Source organism: Amycolatopsis aidingensis (assembly GCF_018885265.1).
Taxonomy (GTDB): domain Bacteria; phylum Actinomycetota; class Actinomycetes; order Mycobacteriales; family Pseudonocardiaceae; genus Amycolatopsis; species Amycolatopsis aidingensis.
The window spans coordinates 1,680,878-1,705,143 of the sequence record NZ_CP076538.1 but is presented as its reverse complement, the minus strand read 5'-3'; the positions used below and the strand labels follow the sequence as shown (position 1 = coordinate 1,705,143).

At 70.4% G+C, this 24,266-nt stretch carries 19 protein-coding genes; 6 read left to right on the top strand and 13 right to left on the bottom strand.

The features are described from left to right. Nucleotides 1–29: 29 nt before the first annotated feature. The 4 genes from KOI47_RS08105 to KOI47_RS08090 all read right to left on the bottom strand — a co-directional run bounded on the left by KOI47_RS08105 (nt 30) and on the right by KOI47_RS08090 (nt 4,839). A complete protein-coding gene (locus KOI47_RS08105; RefSeq protein ID WP_216215372.1) occupies nt 30–860 on the bottom strand; it encodes a sulfurtransferase in 831 nt (276 codons plus the stop codon). 26 nt (nt 861–886) lie between these two features. Next, nucleotides 887–2,917 (bottom strand): putative bifunctional diguanylate cyclase/phosphodiesterase, encoded by a 2,031-nt coding sequence (locus KOI47_RS08100; RefSeq protein ID WP_216215371.1) that lies wholly within the window; start codon nt 2,915–2,917, stop codon nt 887–889. A gap of 303 nt (nt 2,918–3,220) precedes the next feature. Beyond that, nucleotides 3,221–4,021 (bottom strand): SAM-dependent methyltransferase, encoded by an 801-nt coding sequence (locus tag KOI47_RS08095; RefSeq protein WP_216215370.1) that lies wholly within the window; start codon nt 4,019–4,021, stop codon nt 3,221–3,223. A 2-nt stretch (nt 4,022–4,023) separates the two neighbouring features. Continuing rightward, complete coding sequence (locus KOI47_RS08090; protein ID WP_216215369.1) at nt 4,024–4,839, bottom strand: SAM-dependent methyltransferase; 816 nt, start codon at nt 4,837–4,839, stop codon at nt 4,024–4,026. A gap of 178 nt (nt 4,840–5,017) precedes the next feature. Between KOI47_RS08090 and KOI47_RS08085 the strand changes: the two genes are divergently transcribed. Further along, nucleotides 5,018–6,364 carry a cytochrome P450 gene (locus KOI47_RS08085; protein ID WP_232376613.1) on the top strand — a complete coding sequence of 449 codons (1,347 nt, stop codon included), beginning with the start codon at nt 5,018–5,020 and terminating at the stop codon, nt 6,362–6,364. Between the two features lie 56 nt (nt 6,365–6,420). Next, the gene (locus KOI47_RS08080) at nt 6,421–7,491 is read left to right on the top strand and encodes an alpha/beta hydrolase (protein ID WP_232376612.1); all 1,071 of its coding nucleotides are present in this window, start codon (nt 6,421–6,423) and stop codon (nt 7,489–7,491) included. A 1-nt stretch (nt 7,492) separates the two neighbouring features. Here the strand turns inward: KOI47_RS08080 and KOI47_RS08075 are convergent, their stop codons facing one another. Continuing rightward, nucleotides 7,493–9,625, bottom strand: a complete 2,133-nt coding sequence (locus KOI47_RS08075) for a putative bifunctional diguanylate cyclase/phosphodiesterase (protein ID WP_216215363.1) — start codon at nt 9,623–9,625, stop codon at nt 7,493–7,495. A gap of 308 nt (nt 9,626–9,933) precedes the next feature. Between KOI47_RS08075 and KOI47_RS08070 the strand changes: the two genes are divergently transcribed. Next, complete coding sequence (locus KOI47_RS08070; RefSeq protein ID WP_216215361.1) at nt 9,934–10,767, top strand: alpha/beta fold hydrolase; 834 nt, start codon at nt 9,934–9,936, stop codon at nt 10,765–10,767. Nucleotides 10,768–10,776: 9 nt separating this feature from the next. Here the strand turns inward: KOI47_RS08070 and KOI47_RS08065 are convergent, their stop codons facing one another. The 4 genes from KOI47_RS08065 to KOI47_RS08050 form a co-directional block, all read right to left on the bottom strand. Continuing rightward, nucleotides 10,777–11,364 (bottom strand): hypothetical protein, encoded by a 588-nt coding sequence (locus KOI47_RS08065; protein WP_216215359.1) that lies wholly within the window; start codon nt 11,362–11,364, stop codon nt 10,777–10,779. Between the two features lie 50 nt (nt 11,365–11,414). After that, a complete protein-coding gene (locus KOI47_RS08060; RefSeq protein WP_216215358.1) occupies nt 11,415–11,861 on the bottom strand; it encodes an ATP-binding protein in 447 nt (148 codons plus the stop codon). Between the two features lie 168 nt (nt 11,862–12,029). Beyond that, complete coding sequence (locus KOI47_RS08055; protein ID WP_216215357.1) at nt 12,030–12,380, bottom strand: DoxX family protein; 351 nt, start codon at nt 12,378–12,380, stop codon at nt 12,030–12,032. Nucleotides 12,381–12,436: 56 nt separating this feature from the next. Further along, a complete protein-coding gene (locus KOI47_RS08050; RefSeq protein WP_216215356.1) occupies nt 12,437–13,150 on the bottom strand; it encodes a ferredoxin reductase domain-containing protein in 714 nt (237 codons plus the stop codon). A 220-nt stretch (nt 13,151–13,370) separates the two neighbouring features. Here KOI47_RS08050 and KOI47_RS08045 point away from each other — a divergent pair, with 220 nt between their 5' ends. The 3 genes from KOI47_RS08045 to KOI47_RS08035 all read left to right on the top strand — a co-directional run bounded on the left by KOI47_RS08045 (nt 13,371) and on the right by KOI47_RS08035 (nt 17,533). Continuing rightward, nucleotides 13,371–14,354, top strand: coding sequence for an alpha/beta fold hydrolase (locus KOI47_RS08045; protein ID WP_216215355.1), 984 nt, complete (start codon nt 13,371–13,373; stop codon nt 14,352–14,354). A 469-nt stretch (nt 14,355–14,823) separates the two neighbouring features. Then, the gene (locus KOI47_RS08040) at nt 14,824–15,933 is read left to right on the top strand and encodes a helix-turn-helix domain-containing protein (RefSeq protein WP_408629898.1); all 1,110 of its coding nucleotides are present in this window, start codon (nt 14,824–14,826) and stop codon (nt 15,931–15,933) included. Between the two features lie 286 nt (nt 15,934–16,219). Continuing rightward, nucleotides 16,220–17,533, top strand: a complete 1,314-nt coding sequence (locus KOI47_RS08035; RefSeq protein ID WP_232376611.1) for a helix-turn-helix domain-containing protein — start codon at nt 16,220–16,222, stop codon at nt 17,531–17,533. A gap of 69 nt (nt 17,534–17,602) precedes the next feature. Here the strand turns inward: KOI47_RS08035 and KOI47_RS08030 are convergent, their stop codons facing one another. The 4 genes from KOI47_RS08030 to KOI47_RS08015 all read right to left on the bottom strand — a co-directional run bounded on the left by KOI47_RS08030 (nt 17,603) and on the right by KOI47_RS08015 (nt 24,078). Next, nucleotides 17,603–18,175 carry a DUF6801 domain-containing protein gene (locus KOI47_RS08030; RefSeq protein WP_216215353.1) on the bottom strand — a complete coding sequence of 191 codons (573 nt, stop codon included), beginning with the start codon at nt 18,173–18,175 and terminating at the stop codon, nt 17,603–17,605. 346 nt (nt 18,176–18,521) lie between these two features. Next, nucleotides 18,522–21,560 (bottom strand): KR domain-containing protein, encoded by a 3,039-nt coding sequence (locus tag KOI47_RS08025; RefSeq protein ID WP_216215352.1) that lies wholly within the window; start codon nt 21,558–21,560, stop codon nt 18,522–18,524. Then, complete coding sequence (locus KOI47_RS08020) at nt 21,557–23,335, bottom strand: fatty acyl-AMP ligase (RefSeq protein WP_216215351.1); 1,779 nt, start codon at nt 23,333–23,335, stop codon at nt 21,557–21,559. Before KOI47_RS08020 ends, KOI47_RS08025 begins: the two co-directional genes overlap by 4 nt. Before the next feature lie 128 nt (nt 23,336–23,463). After that, complete coding sequence (locus KOI47_RS08015) at nt 23,464–24,078, bottom strand: hypothetical protein (RefSeq protein WP_216215350.1); 615 nt, start codon at nt 24,076–24,078, stop codon at nt 23,464–23,466. Nucleotides 24,079–24,266 lie beyond the last annotated feature (188 nt).

Genomic DNA, 24,266 nt, shown 5'->3' with positions numbered 1-24,266 from the left:
CGTCGGCCCAACCGGTCTAGACCAGCAACTCAGCCACCCACGGCCACCTCCCGCGCGGGATCGCGCACCCAGTCGCTCCACGAACCGACGTACAACCCGGCCCGGAACCCGGCCATATGCAGCGCAAGCACCTCATGCGCTGCGGTGACGCCGGAACCGCAGTAGGCGGCGACCTCGGCGTCTTGATCGATGCCGAGCGCGGTGAACCGCTCCCGCAGTCGCGCGGGGGAACGAAAGTATCCTTCGGTGTCAACGTTGTCGATACTGGGCGCGGACACCGCACCGGGGATGTGACCCGCAACCGGATCGACCGGCTCCACCTCGCCGCGGTAACGTTCCCCCGCCCGCGCGTCCAGCAGGAACCCGCCACGCGCGATGGCCGCGGCCTCCTCCGCGCTGACCACCGGCAGCGCGCCGGGCTCGGCCCGGAAGTCACCGGGCCGGGCAGCCTCCTGCATCCCGGTCCGCACCGGCAGCCCGGCCCGCATCCAGGCCTCGTAGCCACCGTCCAGCACCCGCACCTCGGAGTGCCCGCAGTACCGCAGCATCCACCACAACCGCGCCGCGACCACGGAGTCGCGCTGGTCGTAGCAGACCACCGGATGACCCGCGCATACCCCGAGCCTGCGCATGGCCGCCTCGAAGTCGGCCATATCCGGCAACGGGTGCCTTCCGCCCGCGCCGGGTGGGCCCGCGAGATCGGTGTCCAGGTCGGCGAACACCGCCCCTGGCAGGTGGCCGGCACGGTATGCCTCGATACCCGGCGGTCCGCCAAGGCTCCAGCGGACGTCGATGAGCGTCGGAGGGTGCTGCGCGTCCAGCGCGTTCCGCAGTTCGGAGACCGTGGTCAACGGGTTCATGCCGCAATACTGGCAGCAGCGGCCGGCTAGCGCAGGAGGGAGCCGACGTCCTGCGCAGGCTCGCCAGGGGAGAAGTACCCGCCGAGCGCCCGGTCCGCGCCGATCTCCCGCCACCACCGCGCCTGTTCCTCGGTCTCGATGCCGTCCGCCACCACGAGCACCTCGGCCGAGTGCATCAGCCGCACCAGCCCGGCGAGCTCCGCACGGATGGCGAAGCGGCCCGCCGGGCGGGTCAGCTGACGTACCAGCCGCCGGGAGAACCGGACCGCGCACACCGGCACGTCCTCGAGCCCGGCGAGATCGGCCAGCCCGCCAGCGAAGTCGCCGAGCACCACGCACACCCCGAGTTCGGTGAGCACCCGCACGTTGTCAAGTACCTCGCCGCGCCCGGCCACCAGTTCCGGCAGCGGGAACACCAGCCGCAGCCGGTGCGCGAGCATGTCGGCCTGCTCCAGCGCCCGCAGTACCTTGCTGACCAGGTCCGGATCGCCTGCCTGGTTCGGCGTCAGCACCACGCTCAGCGGGAGCTGACCGTACCCTGCGACCTGGGCACAGGCCGTGCGCAGCAGCCAGGCGCCCAGCGGCACGGTCAACCCGGTCTCCTCGGCCAGTGCGACGCACCGGTCGTGGTCCAGTACGCCCATGCCGTCGAGGTCCCAGCGCAGCACCGCCTCCACCCCGACGGTCCTGCCCTCGGCCAGGCCGAACACCGGCCGGTAGCCGACGCTGATCTCGTCGTTGTCCCAGGCGCCCGCCATCTGCGCCGCCAGGCCGAACCGGGTGCGATCCCGCGCGTCCTCGCTCGCGTCGTACAGCTCCCACTGCCCGCGGCCCTTGCGCCGCGCCCTGCGCAGGGTGAGGTCGGCCGCGCGCAGCAGTTCGTCCGGCGGGAGGTCCGGCGGCGGGCGATGCACCACGCCGATACTCGCCGGTATGGCGACCCCGCGATCGGCGAGCTGGACCGGCTCGGCCAGGGTGTCGTTGATCGCCTGCACGATGCCGAGCACATCCGAGCTCGCAGGGCCGTTCTCGATCATGATCGCGAACTCGTCGCCGCCGAACCTGGCCACCATCGCCCGCTCCGCCCGTACGACCTGCTCCAGCCGGTCGGCCACGACACACAGCAGCCGGTCACCAGCCGCCCTGCCGAGGCCGTCGGCGATCAGCGAGAACCCGTCCAGGTCCAGGTGGTACAGGGTGATGCCGGCCGAGGGGTCGGCCTGCCGGAGCACCTGTTCCAGCCTGCTGGTGAAGTACTGGCGGTTCGGCAGGCCGGTGAGCATGTCGTGCAGGGACTGGTGGCTGAGCCTGCGTTGCAGCAGGGTGATCTCGGTGTCGTCCTCGATGATCACCACGTACCGCTCCGGCCGGTCGGCGCCGTCGCGCAGTAACGCCAGCGAAAGGTTGGTCAGTACCGTCTCGCCGTCGCCGCGGGTGAACCGGCGCCACTGCTGCACCTGCGGGAGCTGTGGCCCGCCGCGCAGCAGGTCCTGCCAGGCATCCCGGAGCGAGGCGGATTCGCCCGGTGCGACCAGGTCGAACACGTTCAGCCCCGCCAGGTCCTCGGTGCCACGGTCCAGGATCTTCTGGAAGGAACTGTTCGTCCGCACCAGGTTCCCGTCCAGATCGGTGATCACCACGCCACTGGCCGACCGCGCGAACAGCTCGTCGAACTGCGCCTCACTCGCCCGCAGGTTCCGGCTCGCCTCCTGCAGGGTGTCGATCAGCGCGCCGTTCACGCTCTCCTGCTGGTCGAACACCGACATCCGCAGTCGCTCGCTGTAGCCGGAGGCGAGTGCGGACAGCAGCGCGAGTACCCGTTCGGTCCGCTCCCCGTCCCTTGGCAGCTGCCGGGCGAGCAGGCCTCTGCCGAGGATCTCCATCGTGCACTGCAGGCTCGTCCGGCCGGTGGCGTGCAACTCGACCAGGCGCGCACCGGCCTCCGCCGCGGCTTCGGTGCCGAACGGTTCCGCGGAGACGGCCGTGCACAACATGTCGACCAGCCGCAGCAGTTCCTCTTCCAGCTGCTCATGCGGCATCGGGAGATACACCGTCATGCTCAACCGGTAGGCCCATTTTCTGGCGAGTTTCAGTCGCCAGCGAGCCTGTTCTCGGACGGTCGAGTGACTGGCGAGTGGATGCGGGCCGTCGTCCGGGAGCGACATCGTCAGGTCACCTTCCCGAATCGGATCCACTCGTGTTGACGGCGGGCCAAAATCATTTTCACGGTGCCCTCGATTCCGGTGCACACGAGAACAGGAGCCTACCCCTCGCCGCGATCTCCCCGAAGCCGCTACCCTCGTTCGGACCATTCGCAGAACGGACAGTCATTCGCGATTCGCACGAGGTAGTCGGCGGAGTCATGGTACCCGCGCCACACCGACGTGCAGGGCGGCGGCCGCCCGCTCCTCGGCCGGGTCAAGGCGCCGATCCGGGTGCCACTCCCCGACCCCGACCACACCGGGTTCGAGCAGTTCGAACCCGGCGAACATCGCGGTCACCTGTTCGTGAGTACGGGGGTGGATCGGGTCCCCGCTGGCGGACATCACCTCGACCGTGGCGCGGGTCAGCCGCGCGGGCCAGTGGTCGCCGGTGAAGTGCGACAGCACCACCTGGCTGCCGGGCACCAGCCGCCGCCGGTACCCGGCCACGATCGCGGCCGGATCCGCCGCGTCCGGAAGGAAGTGCAACAGGTCGACCATGATCACTCCGACCGGCTGCTCCAGATCCAGTAGGCCGAGCGTGTCCGGATGATCGAACACCTCGCGCGCGTCCGCCGGATCGGCCAGCAGCACCGCCGTGTCCGCCAGTTCGCCCAGCAGCGACCTGCCCTGCCGTACCGTGATCGGATCGGCGTCCACGTGCACTGTCCGGCAACCGGGGCCGGACTGCCGCACGATCTGCCGGACGTTGCCAGCGGCCAGCACGCTCGATCCGAGATCGAGAAACTGCCGGATTCCGGCGGCGAGCAGGAAACACACCGCGCGGTGCAGGAATATCCGGTTCAGCCGGATCACCTGCCGGATGTCCGGTACCGCGGCCTCCAGCTCCGCGGCAAGCCTGCGGTCGGCCGCGAGGTTGTGCCCGTCCCCGAGCAGGAAGTCCCGGATCCGCCCCGCCCTGGCGAGTCCCGGGTCCGCGCCACCAGCGAGTTCCACCATCGCTACGGCTTGCGGCCGACGCCGGCGTATAGCCGGACGTTGGCGGCAGGGTCCTCGGAGATGTCACCAGGACCGCCGGGCCGCCAGGCCGCGCATCCGACCACTCCCGGTTCGACCAGCTGGTAGCCGTCGAAAAGCGCGGTGATCTCCCGGTAGCTGCGCGGGAAGGCCTGTTGCCTGCTGCGCTGGCGAACCTCGTGCACCGCCTCCTGAAGCTCGTCCGGCTCGCTGTCATAGGTGGTGTGGGTGATGGCGAGAAAGCTGCCCGGCGCGAGCGCGTTCCGGTAAGCGGCCAGCAGGCCCTGCGGGTCGGCCTCGTCCGGAATGAAGTGCCACAGCAACAGGTTGAGCAGACCGACCGGCCGGTCGAAGTCCAGCATGGACAGCACGGCCGGATCGCCGAGCACCTCCCGCGGCGAACACACATCCGCCTGGATCGCGACGGCCCGGTCGTCGCCGGCCAGCAGGGCCGTGCTGTGCCGCACCGCGACCGGTTCCTTGTCCACGTACACCACCCGGCACTCCGGGTCGGCCTGCTGGGCGATCTCGTGCACGTTACCGACTGTCGGGATACCAGAGCCGATGTCGAGAAACTGTCGAACCCCGGACTCGATCATGAAAAGTACGGCTCTGCGCAGGAAGGAACGGTTCAGCCGCACCACGTCCCGAACCCCGGGCATACTCTGTTCGATCTTGCCTGCCAGCGCGCGGTCCGACTCGAAATTGTGCGCGCCTCCCAGCAGGAAGTCATACACCCTGGCGACGCTGGGTACGGTGATATCGATCCCGGCAGGAGTCCATGTCGGATTCTCGGTCACTTCGACACCTCACCATATTTGGTCCGGCCGGAAGCCTACCGACCACAAAGATCAGCTACCGTCACCCGATTGTGCGATGTTTTTACGGCCGCAACGGGTGTCTTGTATGCAGTGCTTCGCACTCACCGTAGAAAATCCTCGATTCGATCACTCGAAGGCCTCGAAGACAAGGTGTCCCGTGAGAACCCACCCTGGACCGGTTCCCGCCGCCCCGGTGGCACCCGGCGGGCTCCCCCTGCTCGGCCACACGATCTCGCTGCTGCACCGGCCGTTGCGATTCGTCCGCGGCCTGCGCGAGTACGGCGATGTGGTCACCATCCACCTCGGCACGCTGCCCGCCTACATGGTCACCGAGCCCCGGCTGGCCGGCACGGTACTCGCCGCCAAGGCGGAGAAGTTCGAGAAAGGAATCTTCTTCGAAAAGTTCCGACCGTATTTCGGCAACGGACTCGCGCTGTCCTCGGGTGATTTCTACCGCCGGCAACGCAGGCTGGTCCAGCCCGCACTGCACCGCGGCCGGATCGCCCGGTACACGACGATCATGGCCGAGCTGGCCGAGGCGATGACCGGATCCTGGGAACCGGGCCGGGTGGTTGCGGTGGACCGCTGCATGCAGGACCTCGCGCTCGCCGTGATCGGCCGCACGCTGTTCTCGGCCGAACTCGGCAGGCGCGCGGTCACCGAGATCCAGCGCTCGGTCCCGGTGCTGCTCAAGGAGGGGATCGTGCGGGCCTTCTCGCCAAGGCTGGTCGAGCGGCTACCGATTCCCGGCAACCGCCGGTTCGACCGGGCCATCGCCAGGGTGCGCGGGGTCGTCCAGGCGATGGTGCGGGAGGCGAGGGCCGATGGCACGGACCGCGGGGACCTGCTGTCCATGCTGCTGCTGGCACGGGACGAGGAGACCGGCGAGGGGATGAGCGATCAGCAGGTGCAGGACGAGGTGGTCACGCTGCTCACCGCGGGCACCGAGACCAGCGCGATCGTGCTCGCCTGGCTCTTCCACGAGCTCGGCAGGCACCGCGAGGTGGAACGGCGGTTCCATGCCGAGGTCGACGCGGTGCTGGGCGGTCGCGTGCCGGGCTATGCGGACCTGCGCAGGCTGACCTACACCGGGCAGGTGATCAACGAGGTGCTGCGGGTGCGCGCACCCTGGCTGATCATGCGGCGGACCACGCGGGAGGTCGAGCTCGGCGGCCTGCGGCTACCGCAGGGTACCGAGGTCGCGCTCAGCCCGCATGCGCTGCACCACGATCCGCGCAACTTCGCCGATCCGGACCGGTTCGACCCGGACCGCTGGACACCGGAGCGGGCCGCGAGCCTGCCGAGGGAGGCATACCTGCCCTTCGGTGAAGGGCTGCACCGCTGCCCGGGACGGCTGTTCGCACACGCGGAACTGGCGGTGGTCGCGGCCACGGTCGGCGCGCGCTGGCGGCTGGTTCCGGTGCTGGGCAAGCGGGTCCGCACCAAGGTGCTCGGGATGGCCTACCCCGACCGGCTCCCGATGACCCCGATCCCCCGTCATTAGTCCACAAAGGATTTAAAGGGATCCAGGTGGAAAACCGAAAAGAGAAAGGAATATCCTTGCGACACCCCGGTAATCGACGTCCCGGCCACGGGAAGGCCTGGTGGCGGCGCGCCCTGGCCGTCGGGCTGGTCACGCTCGGGGCTGGCACCGCGCTGACACCCGTGCAGCCACCGGCCGCGGCGAGCGAACCCACCTGCACCGAGCTGAACATCGAGCTGACCGTGGCGCTGCTGCCCGCGACCATGTACGGCAAGCTGTGCGTACCCGCGGAACCGGCCGAAACGGTGCAGTTGCTCATCCCAGGCGGCACGTTCAACAGCACGTACTGGGACCCGCCTGCGGCCTCCGGGGTGCACTCCTTCCGCGCGGCGATGAACGAGGCCGGATATGCCACGCTCACGGTCGACCGGCTCGGCACCGGGCGCAGCAGCATCCCGCTCGGCGTCACCCTCACCGCGATCCAGCAGGCCGAGCTGATGCACCGGGTGGTGCAGCGGCTGCGTTCCGGTGCCTTCGGGCCGCGCTTCGAAAAGGTGATCATCGGCGGGCACTCGCTCGGCGCGGCGATCAGCCTGATCGAGGCGGCCACCTTCCACGATGTGGACGGGGTGCTGCTCACCGGGCTGGCGCACCGCATCGACCCGGTGAACGTCGCCGCCGCCTTCGCCAACTTCTACCCTGCGATGCTCGATCCGAAGTTCACCGGCAAGGTTCTGGACCCGGTGTACCTGACCACCCAGCCGGGCACCAGGGACAAGTCCTTCCACCAGCCCGCGCAGGCCGAGCCGGAGGCGATCGCGCTGGACGAGGCGACCAAGGACGTCTTCTCCGTGACCGAGGCCGCCGACGGGATCGGCGTGGCCTACGTGTCGCCGTACTCGCTGCTGGTGGACGTCCCGGTGCTGCTCGCGCTGGGCGGGCACGACCCGCTGCTGTGTTCCCCGCTGGCCATCGACTGCACCTCGGCGGAGACGGTTTATCAGGCCGAGGCACCGTACTTCTCCGCGGCCGCGCGGTTGCGGACCTACGTACTACCGGGCAACTACGGGCATGCCTTCAACTACGCGCCCAACGCCGACCACTTCCACGCCGAGGTGGTGGACTGGGCCACCACCCTCACCCCCTGAGTCAGGGAAGGAGGACGGCGGGATCATCGACCGGGCCCTCGGGCGTGAACAGGCTGCCGAGGACCCGGTCGGCGCCGACCTCCCGCCACCAGGCGGCCTGCTCGGCCGTTTCCACGCCGTCGATCACCACGAGCACCCCGGCCGAGTGCATCAGCCGCACCAGGTCGCCGAGCACCTCGTCGACCTGGAACCGGCCCGTGCTCGGGGCCAGCCGGTCGACCAGCCGCCTGGCCAGCCGCACGGCGCACACCGGAAGGTCCTCGAGGCAGGCCAGGTCGGCCAGGCCGCCGTCGAAGTCGCGCACCACGATGCAGACCCCGACCTCGGCGAGCACCCGCAGGTTGTCCACCGCCTCGCCGCGCTCGGTCACCAGCTCGCGCAGCGGAAAGACCAGGCGCAACCGGTGCGGATGCAGCCCGCTGTCCTCCAGTGCCCGCAGCACGTTGCCGACGAGGTCCGGATCGACCGCCTGGTTGGGCGTGAGGTTGACGCTGAACGGCAGCTCGCCTGCCTCGCTGATCCGCGCGCAGGCCACCTTCATCAGCCAGGTTCCCAGCGACAGCGTCAGCCCGGTCTGCTCGGCGAGCTCGACGCACTTCTCGTGCGGCAGCGCGCCGAACTCGGGATGCTCCCAGCGCAGCATCGCCTCGATGCCGACCACCTTGTCCCGCGCGAGATCCACGATCGGGGCGTACACCGGCCTGACCTGGCCGGTCTCCCACGCACCCGGCATGGCGGCGGCCAGGCTGAACCGCTCGCGCTCGGCGAGATCCTTGCCCGCGTCGAACAGTTCCCACTGCCTGCACCCGTTCCGGCGGGCCCTGCGCAGGGTCATATCGGCGGCGCGCAGCAGTTCCTCCGGTGGGATGTCCGGTGGCGGGCGGTGCACCACGCCGATGGAGGCTGAGGCGGCCACCCCGTGGCCGTCCAGGTACACCGGCTCGGCAAGCGCCTCGTTGATCCGGGTCACCGTGCTCACCACGTCCGGGCCGCCTGGCGCGTTCTCCACGGCCACGGCGAACTCGTCCCCGCTGAACCGGGCGACCATCGACTCCTCGCCGGCGAACACCTGGCGCAACCGGTCGGACACCCAGCGCAACAGCCGGTCCCCCGCCTGCCTGCCGAGGCCGTCGGCGACCAGTGAGAAGGCGTCCAGGTCCAGGTGGTAGACGGTCACCCCGGTCAGCGGATCGGCCCGGCCGAGCGCCTTCTCCAGGTAGGAGGTGAAGAACTGCCGGTTCGGCAACCCGGTCGTCATATCGTGCAGGGACTGGTGGCTCATCCGGTTCTGCAGCAACGCCAGGTCGGTGTCGTCCTCGACCATCGTGACGTACCGGTCCGGCCTGCCATCGGCGTCCCGCAGCAACGAGATCGACAGGCTCGCCAGCACCGCCTCGCCATCGCTGCGCATCAGGGTGCGCCACTGCCGCAACGGCTGCGGCATCCCGTCCAGCAGGTCCTGCCAGTACCCGCGCAGCGCCTCGGCCTCCGAAGCCTGCACCACGTCGAACAGCGTGCACGCGGCGAGGTCGGCCGCGGAGCGGTCCAGGATCCGCTGGAAGGCCTCGTTCGTGCGCAGCAGGCGGCCGTCCAGGTCGGTGATCGCCACCCCACTCGTCGAGCGGATGAACAGCTCGTCGAACTGCGCCCTGCTCAGCTCCAGGTTGCCGTGTGCCTGGCGCAGGCTCTCCACAAGGGAACTCTCCTGCGACTCGGCCACGGCTGAGCGCAGCGCACCGCTGTAGCCCGCGGCCAGCGCCGCCAGCGCGGCGAGCACCCGCTCGGCCAGGTCGCCCTCGCGGCGTGGTCCGAGGCCGCGCAGCAGGTTCTTGCCCAGCACCTCCAGGGTGCAGCGCAGGGTGGTCTCACCGGTGCAGTCCAGCTCGACCAGGCGAGCGCCGAGCCCGACCGCCTCCCCTGCGGAGAAGGGCTCACCGGTCACGATCGTGCACAGCTGGTCGACCAGCTCGGCCAGCTGCCGTTCCAGCTCATCCGCACCGGGCCCGGGGGACTCACCCGCGCTGAGCCTGCGGGCCCACTTGCGGGCGAGCTTCACCCGCCATCGGCTGTCGGTACCGCGTGGCTCCGGTACGCCTGCCGACGCGGAAAGATCGCCGGAGAGCGACAAGGTCATGTCACCTGTCCGATTTCGACGAAGGCCCACATTACGCACACTGTCGTACGGCCGGGAACAGCCGGCATCGACCTATTCCGTTCCGCGCACACCGAGGGGGAAGCCTACCCCGTTCGGCGGCGCGACCTAAGGATCTACCCCCGTTTGGACTACCGGGGGACACGCTACCGGTGAAGCCGGAAAATCCCGACCCAATCGTCGCGCCGACGGGTGATCACATATCCACGTGATTTCCGTGCTCCCATTCCGGAAAGGAGGGCGGTAGCGGCCGTGCCCGGCTGTCGGTGGCCCAGGCTACGGTGACCGTGATGATCGAGCATCTCAGCATTCCCACCCCGGCGGGCAGCTTCGACGCGATCGCGGCAGGCCCGGCGGACGGCAGGCCGGTCCTGCTGCTGCATGGCTTCCCCGAGGCGGCGATCGAGTGGGAGCACCAGCTCGCCGTACTCGGCGCGCGCGAGTACCGCGCCGTGGCACCGGACCAGCGGGGCTATTCCCCAGGGGTGCGCCCGGAGCAGCCAGCCGAGTACGCGATGCCGGAGCTGGTCGGCGATGTGCTGGCGATGGCGGACGAGCTGGGCTGGCACCGCTTCGACCTGGTGGGGCACGACTGGGGCGGGGCGGTGGCCTGGTGGACGGCCGCGGAGCACCCCGAGCGGGTGCGCTCGCTCACCGCCGTGTCCACCCCGCATCCGGCGGCGCTGGCCGAGGCCCTGCGCACCGACGAGGACCAGCAGCTGCGCTCTGGCTACCTCACCGAATGGCGGCAGCCCCGGATCACCGAGCGGCGGATGCTGGACAACGAAGGCGAGGCACTGCGCAGGATGTTCGAGTGGCGGGTGCCGGAGAGTCACGTCGAGGAGTACCTGCAACGGCTGTTCGAGCCGGGCGCGCTCACCGCCGCCCTGAACTGGTACCGCGCCGGCAGGCCGGACGGCAAGATCGACACCGTCCCGGTGCCCACGATGTACGTGTGGGGTACCGAGGACGTGGCCTTCGGCTCCACCGCGGCGCTGGCGACCGAGCGCTGGGTGACCGGTCCTTACCGGTTCGAGATGCTGGAGGACGTCACGCACTGGGTACCGGAGGAAGCGGCCGACGCCATGGCCGCGCTCCTGCTGGAGCAGCTGCGGGGTAGCTGAGCGGGCGGTTCACCAGTCGCGGGAGGGCCAGTCATCCAGCCTGCTGGACACCTCGCTCAGCATGGAGCTGACCGCGTCCTCGACCCGTTCCCGGTCGCTGCGGGGCTCGCGCTCCGGCGGCGGGGTGGTCTTGGTGACCGTGCGGCGCGGCCGGGTCTCGGCGGGCGGCCGCTGGTTCGTCGTGCTCGCGGGCGGTGCGGTCGTGGTGGTGGTCGTCGTGGTCGTGGTGGTCCCCGTACTGGTCTCCCCGGTGGCCGGCGGGGGCAGGCCGCCGGGCTGGGCCGAACCGCGCACGGTCTCCCCCGCCAGGCCGAACACCACGGCGCCGGTCAGCCCGAACAGCAGCACCCCGCCCGCCGCGAGCAGCAGCAGGCCACGGCGGTCCCGCCCGCGCGCGGGGGCGGCCTCGGGGGCGCGGTGCCGGGCTCCGCGGCCGGCTTCATCCTGCTCACCGAGGGCGACCGCGAGTGCGTCGGTGAAGAACGGCTTGGTGTCGTCGTTCTCGGGCGCGCGCCGCAGTGGCGTGGTGCGGGCCCTGCCGACGAGGTCGGCCACCGTCACCTGCTCATCGGTACCGCGTGGTGCCGAGCGCGCCATCTGCTACCTCCATCGGGGGTACCGGGGTAAGCGCGAACTCAGCCTATACCTCACTGCTCCTCGGCGGAGCGGGTCAACCCGGTCAGCACCCGGCGCACCAGCTGCGGGTCGACCTCCACGTTCTCGCCTTGCATCTGCTCGTCCACCATCGACCGGCGCGCCTCTCGCCGTGGCAGCGGGACCGCCTCCGCAGTCACCCCGGAGGGCAGCGGCAGCTCCCGCACCGAGGGCCGCTGGATCCCCTGGTCGTCGAACACCTCGACCACCAGGTAGGCACCGCTCACCCGTAACCGGACCGTGATGAACGCGGGCGAGCGCTCATTGGACCGGTCCACGACCGCCGAGACGAACCCGCGCACCGCGTTCGCCGCGTCCTCCTGCATCGGCCGCAGGGACCACTCGGCGAGGGTGAACCGGACGAACAAGTCGGCGCAGTTCATGGCGCTCGGCATCGCTACGAGCTGAAGGTCGTCAACCTGCGCGGTCTGGGAATGCACCTGAGATCACTTCCTTCGTCCGCGTCCGGCGAAAGCCGTATCTTGCCAACTCGACGATCGTCAAGCTCCAGGGGGTTCATCCTCCCGGACCGGCCAGGATGGACGCATCGATCAAGACAACGAGTCGGGCACGATTCCGGGTCCCGGACTTGACCTTCGCGGGTGCGTTCAGGTCAGGCCGAGCAGCACGGCATTGATCACCGCGAGCACGCCGAGGCCCGCTGGCGGCAGCAGCTGCCCGGCGGGGTCCCTGGCCCGCACGTGGTAGTAGACCGCCCCGACCATCAGCAGTACCAGTCCGATCGAGGCGGCGAGGCCGAGGGACTGGATCCAGAATCCGGCGATCAGCCCGGCGGCCGCCGCCAGTTCGAGCACGCCGATCGAGCGGTTCAGGCCGGGTGGGACGCCCAGATGATCGGCCGACCGTCGCATCTGCTCGATCCCCGCCACCTTCCCCGCGCCCATACCGAGGAAGGTGAGCGTGAGCAGGAGGGAGATGATCGCGGCGACGACGGACACAGGAGCTCCCGATAAGCGAGGGTGGCCGGTCCCCCGCGATGGTACCCGGGAACGGCTCATGCCCTCTGCAGCCGGTGAGCGAGCGCGGTGTCCCGGTACATCCGGCGCACCGCCTCGGTCAGCGTGACGTCACCGCACAGGTAGGTCTCGGCCTCCGGGTACCAGGGCGCCACGGCGAGCAGGTGCGCGGGGCTGAACGGACCGTGCCGGCCGGGATCGGCATACGAGATCCGGAGATCGGCGCAGGTATCGCGCAGCCGGGCCAGTTCCTCCCGGTACGGGACCTCGCCGCAGGCTCCGGGGTAGTGCAGCAGGGCCACCGCGCCGGTATGACACTCGTCGGCGAGTGTGCGCAGCATCGAGAGCAGCGGCACGACTCCGTAACCGGCGCCGATCAGCAGCAGGTGCCGCGGCCGGGGCTGCGGCAGCAGGAACCCGCCACGCGCACGGGAGAGCTCGAGCACGGTTCCCGGCCGGATCGCCGCCGTATACCCGGCGAGCCAAGGGTTCCCGCACGCACGTATCGCGAGTTCGATCCGCCCGTCCGCGCGGTGCTGCGAGCCGGCCAGCGGAAAGCACCGGGTGCGCCGCACCCCATCGACCCGCACGGCGAGCCGCACGTACTGACCGGCGCGAAACCCCCGCCACCGGCGCGACGGTCGCAACACGACACTCAGCAGGTCCCGGGTCACCCTGCCGACCGTGACCACCTCGGCGAGAATGTCACAGTCGCCGGGCAGGGCATGGTCGTTCCAGGAACGATACGCCATCCGCCGGAGTTTCTGGGGCCGCCCCGGAAGTGTCAACGGTAATCCGGAAACCCGCCAGCACATTGCTCTCGTGATTGCCTTCCCGCGATACCTGTCACCGGTGAACGAAAAGCAGCGCACCCGACTGTCGCGAATATGACTGGTTTACCTATAACGGCTCAATTCCGGTAATTTGTTCCGGCACCACCTTCCGCCCGCGAATTGCGAGGAGCAAACCGCCATGCCCATCAGCGAGTACGACGCCGTCCTGCACGGCCACCAACTGCACTTCTGGGAGTACGTTCCGGACGCGGCCATCGCCGGTGCCGGCACCAGCGCGGATGAGGACGTGCTGGTGCTGCTGCACGGGATCGCGGGCAGCGGGCACACCTGGATGCCACTGCTGGCCGAACTGGAGCGCAGGGGGTTCGACCGCCGGGTGCTCGTGCCCGACCTGCCCGGTCACGGGGAGTCGGCGAGCGCGGGCGGTGACTACTCGGTGGGAGCGTTCGCCAACACCGTCCGCGACCTGCTTCTGCTGCTGGGTCACCAGCACGCGACCGTGCTCGGGCATTCGCTCGGCGGCGGCATCGCCATGCAGTTCGCCTACCAGTTCCCTGAGATGTGCGGGCGGCTCGGCCTGGTCGGCAGCGGCGGCCTCGGCCCCGAGGTCACCGTGGTGCTGCGGGCCACCTCGCTGCCCGGTGCCAAGCTGACCCTGCGGCTCACGGTCAACCGGGCGACACTGGCGCTGACCAGGGGACTCGCCTGGCTCGCAGGCAAGCTCGGGCTGCGCCTTTCCGCCGAGGGCAGGGAGCTGGCCCGGCATCTCGCCTCGCTGGCCGACCCGCGACGGCGGACCGCGTTCGTGCACACCGCGCGCAGCCTGATCGACCTGCGTGGCCAGCGGGTGAGCGCCACCAACCGGCTGTACCTCGCGGCCGGCGTGCCGACCCTGGTCGCCTGGGGTAACCGGGACTGGCTCATCCCGCCCTCGCACGCGCACCGCGCCACCGTGCTGATGCCCGGGGCGCAGGTGCAGATGTTCAACGGGGCCAGACACTTCCCACATGTGTCCGCGCCCGAGCGGTTCGCCGAGGTGCTGACCGGGTTTCTGGCCGGAACCACGGCGGCACGGTTGAAAATTGAAGAACTCAGGTCGCTGCTGCTCGACGACCCCGCGATCGACGCGCACATCAGCGAGCCCACGGCGAGCACACGTTGAACCGGCGCCGAATACGTAACACGTGTTTTTGTCACCGGAACACGAGGGACAAAACGAACAACCCGCACCCCGGATCGCATCCACACCACTCGACCGGGCGAGAGCAGGGGGGCGGGCGCAAGCAGCGGGTAAGTGCGGTTGACAGGTTCTCGCGCCTGAAATTATGTTACCCGGGCCACAAAAACTGGATCAGCTTCGAGGGTGAAGACGCTGGTTTTGTTGCGACCTAGGGGCGGCGATGAAGGCGGACCTGAGTAACGGACGTGCGGACAACCTACCGGCACCGAGCAACTTCCAGCGGAGGTCGTCGAATGCCGCTCTCACCCGAGCGGGCGAAGTTCGATCACGTTCGGTTGCCCCTCGCCCGCGCAGCTCCACGGAGCCCGCGACCGGCGCCGGCCGGGCCAGCAAGCTGTGGGCCTCGCTCTCCAACGACCTCGCCGAGCAGTTCCGGCCTCATGTGGACCGGATGGCGCGGGACATGGTGCAGGAGATCCAGCGCGCGATCCCGGAGTACCAGCAGCCGCTGGAGGGCCCCTTCGGCGACATCATGACCCAGGGCATCGAGCAGGCGATCCTGCACTGTGTGGACACCATCAAGAACCCAGCGGCGCCCGCCGACAACTGGGTGCACGTGTTCCGGCAGCTCGGCAAGGTGGAGTTCAACGAGGGCCGCAGCCTGGACTGCCTGCAGACGGCCTACCGGGTCGGCGGCAGGGTCGCCTGGCGGCACGTCGCCGAGTTCGCGCACGCCCGCGGTGTGTCCACCGACGAGCTCTGCCGGGCCGCGGAGGCGATCTTCGCCTACGTCGACGAGATCTCGGCGCTGTCCATCCAGGGCTACACGGCGGCACGCACCCGCGCGGCCGGGATGATCGCGCGGCGCAAGCGCAGGCTGCTGGAGATGATCCTGGCCAGCCCGCCTGCCTCCCCGCAGGCCATCTCCGGGCTCGCCGCCGCCGCGCGCTGGACCCTGCCGGAATGGGTCACCATGGTCGCCCTGGAGCCGCGGCCGGACCAGCACAAGCTGACCACCCCGGCCGTGCACGAGGAGGTACTGCTCGACCTGGAGAGCGCCGAGCCGTGCATGCTCACCACCGACCCGGAGCGCGACCTCGGCCAGCTGGAGGCGGAGCTGCAGGGCTGGCGGGCCGCGGTGGGCCCGACGGTGCGGCTGAGCGATGCGCGCATCTCGTTACGCTGGGCGAGGCGTGCGCTGGGCCTGGTGCACCGGGGCGCCATCGAGGACGCACCGGTGACCCGCTGTGATGATCACCTGGCGACGATGTGGCTGCTGACCGACGAGTTCCTGGTCCGGCAGCTGAGCGCGCGCAGCCTGGCCCCCTTCGACGGGCTCACCGCCAAGCAGCGGGCGCGCCTGAGCGAAACCCTGCTGGCCTGGCTGCAGTCCCGCGGCAGCGCCCCGGAACTCGCCGCGAAGCTCAATGTGCACCCGCAGACAATCCGGTATCGGATGCACCAGCTGGAGAATCTGTTCGGCGACAAGCTGTCCGACGCGGACGCCAGGCTGGAGATGGAGATCGCGCTGCGCGCGGAACGACTCACCGGCAAGCCCTGAACGACATCCAGGGTTACTCATCCGCGAACGCTTTTCGCCTGTCCAGGATGTCACTAACGAAACAATTTAAACGAAAACCATCCCTGTGTGCCGCTCAATACACCCATAAGGACCATTTATTTCGATGGTCGTGCGCTAGATTTTGCGCGGCGTGGCGTTGTACGTTGTCGGCGCGGATCGTGGTTCGGCGCGAATTCAGGGGATTCGTTGTCCCGCCACCACTCCGTTGGACGATTTGCAGGCCTGTGCGACAGCGCCGTCGACGAAACCGATCACGGGGAGCACGGTGACCGACTCATGGAACGACACCTCAGTCCGGCAGGCAGCACCACTGGAAGCGAGCTATGACTCCCTGCTGACCCCGCCGGGCCGGCATACCGGCGCGGGGCAGGGCGACAACGCACGGGTGGTGCGGCTGTGGTCCTTGCTGCCCCGCGAGCTGGCCGATGTCTTCCGGCCCTCGGTATCCAAGGTGGCCGACGAGGTGCTGCTCGAGATCCAGATTTCGGTTCCGGAGTACGCCGGTCCGCTGGAGGGCCGGTTCGGCAGGACCATCACCGCGGGGGTGCGGCAGGCGCTGCTGGCCTTCCTGGACCGGATCGGTGATCCGGCGGCGCCACAGCCCGACCGGCGTCAGGTGTTCCAGCGGCTCGGCCAGCACGAGGCCCAGCAGGGACGCAGCCTGGACGTGCTACAGACCGCCTACCGGGTCGGCGCCAGGGTGGCCTGGCGGCGGATGTCGGAGATCGGCACGCAGGCCGGCATCCGCGCTACCACGCTGTGCCTGCTCGCCGAGGCCATCTTCGCCTACATCGACGAACTCTCCGCGCTCTCCATCGAGGGGTACGCCGCCGCGCAGGAGCGTGCGGTTGGCACGTTGGAACGCCGCAGGCGCAAGCTGCTGGACGCCGTGCTCGGCAGGCAGGGCGCGGGCGCGCAGCCGATCACCGAACTGGCGAGGGCCGCGCGCTGGGAGATTCCGGAGCGGATCGTCACGGTGGCGGTGGAGCCATGGACGGGGCAGGACGACCCGCCGGCCCCGCCGTTCGGCCACGACGTGCTGATGGAGTTCGAGGGCAGCGCCCCGGTGCTCGTGCTGGCCGAGCCGCGGGACGGCGGGCGCAGGCTGGCCCATGGGCTCGGCAACCGGCGTGCGGCGGTCGGGCCAACCGTTTCGCTGGAGGAAACCACCCGCTCGCTGGAATGGGCTCGCAGGGCGCTGCGCCTGGTGCAGTCCGGGGTGCTGCCCGATGTCCAGCTCACCTGGTGTGAGCGGCATCTTTGCACGCTGTGGTTGTTGCAGGATCCGTTCCTGGTGCGCGAGCTGATGCAACGCACTCTTGCCCCGCTGGAACAGCTCAAGGACAAGCAGTACCGGCGGCTTTCCGGCACGTTGCTGGCCTGGCTGGAGACCAGGGGCAACGTGCGCGAGGTGGCCCGGTCGCTGGCAATTCACCCGCAGACCGTGCGGGCGCGGGTGCAGGAGCTGCAGGCCCTTTTCGGTGCCAAGCTGGACGATCCGCAGGCGCGGTTCGAGCTGGTACTCGCCCTGCGGGCACGCGGCACCCTCGGCGAGGTGGACACCGAACAGCTCACCTGACCGCAGTGAGTGGCCCGTTCCCTGCATTTTTCCGCAGGGAACGGGCCACTCACAGCAGGGGTGTCGCGGTCAGCCGACCTCGGTGGTGCCCAGCAGGGTGTCCTGGTCCGGCGGGTCCAGCGCCAGCTCGACATCGAACTCACCGAGCGAGCTGTCGGTCACCACATGCGTGCTGGCCTCCGGGTCCACGGTGGTCTCCGCAGGGCCGGAGGGGACGCCCTCGGGAATGGCGAAGTCGACGGAACCCTCGGCGGCGAAGGTCAGCGAGCCCTCCGCGGGGACCGGAGTCTCCGGAATGGGCAGCTTGATGGTGAGCGGAACGCTCTGGCCGTCGCTGGCGGTGATGGTCACCGAACTGCTGATCTCGCCGGAGATCTGGGTCGCCCCGACCAGCCGCAGCCCGTCCGCCGCCGCGGTGCCCGCGTCCACGTCGATGCTGAACGGGACCGAAAGCTGCTCACCGGGCGTGGCCTGCTCCGGGATGTCCACGTGCACAACCGTTTCCACGGTCTGCTCGCCGATGATCGGGAAGGCGCCCTTCCAGGTCAACGTCGTGTCCGCGGCACTGGCCGTGCCGGCACCGAACAAACCGACCGCCGCGACGGCGGCGACAATTCCGGCCCGCACCTTGGTAGTCGTCATTTCCAGCCCTTTCGTCGTTGAAAACACCGTCCGCAAACGCGGAACGCGCAACGAAACTCACAACCAGTGGTAGCCCGGGCCCGGACTTGCCAATCAACAGGCTAGTGTGTGATTGACGGACCCAACAAGTCGCCGCGGTTACCATTTACCAGTTGACGAAATTATTGTCACCGGACTCAGCGTTCGGCGAAATACGACCCTGCCCTGCATGACTGAATCGCGGCCGAATCGGGTATGTGGGGAGCAAACGCGCGGATGTGGACGGCAAACGCGTGCGCGTGGGGAGCAAACACGCCGGCGCGATTGTGTTTGCCGCTCATGCAGGCGTGTTGGCCGTTCCGGCGGGTCAGACGGAGGGGAGGTACAACGGGTCCGGGCGGCCTTCGCGGGCCAGTGCCTCCAGGAACGGACGGCGGGCGAGGCCGGGGAAGGTGCGTAACGCGCCGGGAAGGTCCACACAGGCCACCGCGGTGGCGGGTCGGTCACCGGCGAGCACGGCGGACAGCGCGGCGAGGCACTGCGCGGGGGCCATCGGCTCGGCCAGCGGGTCCGCCCGCTGGCCGGGTCCGGTGTCCCAGGCGCCCCAGTTGACCGTGGTTCCGGTGAGGCCGTTCGCCCGGCGCCAGCGCACCAGCGCGTCCAGCCAGGCGTTCGCGGCGGCGTCCGCGACCCGCCCCGGCGCGCCGAACAGCGCGGTGGTTGCGGAGAAGGCCAGCCACCAGTCCAGCTCGAACCCTTCGGTCGCCTTGTGCAGCCGCCAGCCACCGAGCACCTTCGGCCGCCAGGCCCGCGCCAGGTCCGCACCGTCCACTTCGATCAGCGCACGGTCATCGAGCACCCCCGCCGCATGCGCCACCCCGCGCAGGGTCAGCCCGCCCGCGGTGGCGGCGGCGACCACGGCCTCGGCGACGCCCGGCGCGGCGATATCCCCGCGCACCAGCTCGATCTCCGTCCCCGCGGCACGCAGCCCGGCCAGCGCGGCCCGCGCCTCGGCCCCGGCGCCGCCACGCCCGCACAGCACGATCCGGCTCGCCCCCTGTTCCGCGAGCCAGGTCGCCAGCAACGGGCCGAGGCGGCCGAGCCCGCCGGTGATCACGTAGGCACCCGCACCGGCCACCGGGCCCCGCCGCGCGGGCAGCGTGACCCCGCGCAGCCGGGCGACGAACCGCTCGCCACGGCGCCAGGCGACCTCGTCATCGGCGCGGCCCGCCCGCAGCTCCGCGGGCAGCGCCCCGGTTCCGGTCAGCCCGTCCAGGTCCACCATGGTGGCGTGCAGCCCGGGATGTTCGAAGGCCAGCACCCGCACCAGCCCGCGCAGGAAGGCCAGCCCCGGCTCGCCGGGCTCACCGTCGAGCACGGCCGTCCCGTGCGCGGTCACCAGCCACAACCGGGGCAACGTCCCGCCCAGCTCGGTCACCCGGCGCACCACCTCGGTGACCGTCAGCAGCAAGTGCTGGGCGAGCTCGGGAAACCGGTACTCGGCGAGGGAGCCGGCGAACAGCACCACCCCGGCCAGTGGCGAGGACCGGTCCGTGCTCAGCTCGGCCAGCACCGCAGGCAGTTCCTCGGCGTCGTCCTGCGGCAGCGCGTAACCACGATCGCCGCGCAGGGCAAGCCCCGCGGCCACCATGAAGGACTGCTTGAGCGCGGTGGAGGAGTCGTCCGGCAGCAGCAGCCAGGTCCGCGAGGGGCCGGGCGGCGGTTCCGAGCTCGGGACGCGTTCCCAGCCGAGCTCGAACACGGTGCCGTCGCCCGCCGGTTCCGCCTGCGATGGCACGGCCGGGCCTGCGGCGGTGGGTGGCCACGGCGGTTCGGGTAGGTCCAGCACCGGCGCATCCGGGTAGCGGCGTCCCAGCACCGTGGCGTGGCCCGCGGCGTGCAGGGCGGCGAGGCTGGCCACGAACTCCTCCCGCCGCCCGGCATACCGGCTCATGCTGGGCAGAGCCGAAATCCCGGGTACGCCTTCCTCCACCGCGGTCGCCCGCACCGCGGCCAGCGCGATCGGATGCGGCGATACCTCGAGGAACACCCGGTGCCCCTCGGACATCGCCGTGGCCAGCGCCGCACGCAACGGCACCGGATCGGGATCCCCCGGCATCCCGGAATAGCAGGCGAGCCGCGGCGGGCCGGGCAGCACCTGCCGCGCGCCGGAACCGAGCAGTGCCAGGCCGTCCGGGATCTCCAGCGCGCCGGCCAGCACCGCGGCCGCGATCTCCCCCGCGCCATGGCCGAGCACGGCCACCGGCTCCACCCCGTGCGCACGCCACAGCCCGGCCAGTGCCAGCTGCATGCCGAACAACACCATCCCGGAGCGCTCGGCACCGGCCTGCTTCCCCGCCTGCCGCAGCTGCTTGCGCAGGGAGAACCCCGCCGTGCCGAGGAAAACCGGCTCCAGCGCCTCGACCTCGGCGCGGAAGGCCGGCTCCCCGGTCAGCAGTCGCCGCCCCATGCCCGGCCACTGCGACCCGCTGCCGGAGAACACGAACACCGCTCCCCCCGCGCCCTCGCCTCGGCCCCTGCACACCTGCGCCGCCGTGGCACCGATGGAGATAGCCCGCAGCCCGCTGGCCAGCCCGCCCCTGCCCGCGGCCACCACGGTCGCCCGCAGGTCCAGATGCTCCCTGCGCACCGCGAGTGCCGCCGCGAGATCGCATGCCTCCACCGCGCGCCCGGCGGGCGTCTCCAGCCAGCGCACGAGATCGCGGGCCCGCCTGCGCAGGGCCTGCTCGGTATGCGCGGACAGCGCGAACACATGCTCCCTGCCTGCGGAAAACCCGGGGCGGGGCCGGGGCATCGCCGCACCGGGACCGCCGTAGCCCGCGGGCACCCTGCCCTCACGCAGGGCGAGTACCGCCTCCAGTGGCCCCTCGGCACTGCCGCCAGCGCCGAGCACGGCCAGTGTCCGGTCGCCGTCCGCCCTTGCCCGATCGAGCCGCTCGAGCACCAGCACCCCGCAGCCGTTGCCAGGCACGACCGCGCAGGCCACCGCCAGCGCGCATTCCCCGCGGCGCAGGCTCCACGCCGCCCGGTGCACCGCCTCGGGCGCGCGCCCCTGGTCCACCCGCGCGCACGGGCCGCGCAGGTCGAACCGGCCCGCGAGCAGTTCGACGGCCCCCGGCCCGGCGACGACGAACACCCCAGTCTCGCTGCCGCGTAACGCCCGCGGTGGGATACCGGCGTGTTCCAGCGCCGACCAGACGGCCTCCAGCAGCACGCCGTGCCACGGGTCCAGGGCGCGGGCCTCGCTCGCGGAGATACCGAAGAACCCGGCGTCGAACCCGGTGACCTCGCCGGGCATGCGGCAGCCCGCGCCGATGACGGCGATCGGCTCCCCCGGCTCGGGGTGCCCGTTCCGGGAGGCACCGGACGCCGCGCCCTCGGTCACGAGACCCGGCTCCCGGCGAACCCACCGCAGACATAACGTTCCCGGCAGGCGGCGCGAGCGATCTTCCCGCTGGTCGTCCTCGGCACCTCGTCCGGGGCCAGCAGCAGCACATCGTGCAGCGGAAGGCCGTGTTCCCTTGCGACCGAATGCCGGATCGCGCGGGTGACCTCCTCGGGATCGAGTTCGCATTCGATCACCCAGCCGGACCGCTCCGCGAGCACCACCACCTGGTCCCCGTTGCTGTCCGGTACCGCGAACGCGGCCACCATATGCGGGCGGATCGCAGGGTGGGCGCCCTCGACGGTGGCCTCCACATCCTGCGGGTAGTGCTTGCGACCGTCCACCACGATCAGGTCCTTGAGCCTGCCGGTGACATAGAGCCTGCTGTCGAACCGCAGGCCGAGGTCGCCGGTGCGCAGCCACCAGCGGGGCTCCTCGTCCCCGGCCAGCAGCGCGCAGAAGGTGGCCGCGGATTCCGCGGGCCGCTGCCAGTACCCGCGGCCGACATTCGGCCCGTTCACCCAGATCTCGCCGACCTTGCCGTCCGGAAGCTCGGCACCGGTCTGCGGATGCACGATCCGGACTTCCTGACCCGCGGGCCAGCCGCAGCTGGTGAGGGTGACCGTGCTCTGCTCGCCGTGCTCGGCCTGCACCGCGTCCCCCCTGGCCAGTTGCGCGCGGTAGAAGGTGGTGGACACCGGCGCGGCCGCGGCGGGAACGCCTGCCACCAGGACCGTGGACTCGGCGAGGCCGTAGGAGGGGCAGTGCGCGGTGGCGGGCAGCCCGCAGCAGGCGAACCGCTCGCGGAAGCGGGCGAACAACTCGGCCCGCACCGGCTCCCCACCGTCGATCAGGGCGCCCACCTGGTCCAGCCGCAGCCCGGACCGCTCCCGTTCGGTGACCCTGGCCGCGGCGTACCCGTAGGCGAAGCTGGGCGCCGCGCTGATCGCGCCGGGGAAGGTGGACAGCGCGCGCAGCCACCGGGCCGGCCGCTCCAGGAACGCGGCGGGATCCAGCAGCACCGAACGGATCCCCAGCACGCAGGGCGCCAGCACGGCCAGCATCAGGCCCATGTCGTGGTAAAGCGGCAGCCAGCTCACCGTCACCGAACGCCCCGGAAGCACGCCGTAGGTGACCGCGGCCTGGCGGGCGCAGGCCACCAGGTTCCCGTGCGTGATCATCACCCCGGCGGGGACGCGGGTGGAGCCGGAGGTGTACTGCAGGTACGCGAGATCGTCCCTGGCAGGCAACGGCGCGGGTTCCGGATCGGCGCGGGTGGCCTCAACGGCCACCACCTCCGGCCGGGGTGCGCACAGCCGGTGCACCACATCCTGTGTCCTCGACTGCTGGGCGCGGGTGGTCAGCACCACCGAAACCCCGGCATCGGCAAGGATTGCGTCCAGCCGGTCACCGTGTGCCGGCCGGACCGGCGCGAACAGCGGCACCGCGACCAGGCCCGCATGCAGGGCGGCGAGGAACCCGAGCACGTACTCGGGTCCGTGCGGGACCAGCAGTGCGACCCGCCCGCCCGGTTCCACCCGGTGCCGCAGCCAGGTCGCGGTCTCCCGTACCCGGTGCTCCAGTTCGCTCCAGGTCAGCGACACGATCCGGTCCTCGGGGCCGGTGTGGTGGTCGAGACAGCTGAGGGCGATCTTCTCGCCCTGGTTCCTCGCCCAGTTCTCCAGCAGGGCGGGAAGCGTATCGGCCCGTGGTCCGTCCCCGGCGGCCTCCGGCGCGGTCCCGCTCGCCGGGATGGGATCCGAGCTCGTCAACATTGGTTCTCCACACACTGGAATGGCCCGTGGCGGACCGTGCACCGACGCCTGCGATCGCACGGCCCGCCACGAACCGGCCCCGGCCCGCCGTGGCCTGTGGTTCCCTTCGAACCGGGGCGGTCCTGCGGTTACTCCTTCGCGGTCAGCGTCACCTGTGCGGTGTTGTTCCCGCCCGCGGAGTTCATGTTGATCAGGAAGGTGGAGAACCCGCAGTCCTCCGACCACTCGGAGAGCGTGTAGGGCTCGCTGGTCTCCAGGCTGCCGCCCTCGGTCGGGATGAACTCGTCCGTCGAGCTCAGGTTCAGCGTCGGCGGCTGCTGCTGCACGCAGTTCTCGCCCACCATCAGCGGGAAGCCCATCGCGGTGAGGTTCTTCAGCCTGATCTGCAGCGGGAGGGTGAAGTCCACCTCACCCGCCTTGAAGGTGCCGCTGGAGGGCGCCGCTTCGTAGAACTCCACGTCCAGCTCGCTGTCGAACATGCCGAAAGCCTTGAACTTCACGTGCGGCACGCTGGTCTGCGTGAACTGGCTGTCGAACTCACCGGTCTTCAGGTCGAGCTGAACGTCCACAGTGGCTTCGATGGGGATGTCGGTGTTCATCTTCGCCACATGCGCCGATCCGGTCACCGTGTAGCTGAGCTCGAGCGGCTCGGCCGCGGCGACGCCGGGGCTCAGCACGCCGCCGACGAGGGCAGCACTGGCACCCACGGCCGCCACGCTCGCCATCGTACGAATTTTCTTCATCTCAAATCTCCTCGCACCTTAGGGCGCTTCAGACAGGGACGTTATGTCGGAGAGCGGCCACGGTTTCGATTTTCCGCTTCGTTTCCGCCCATAAAATACTTTACTGCCGTGTAACGCGGCACACAAGACGTTCCGATAACAGGCGGACGAAAAAGGTCCCACCTGGCCGAAAATTGTTATCCACGGAA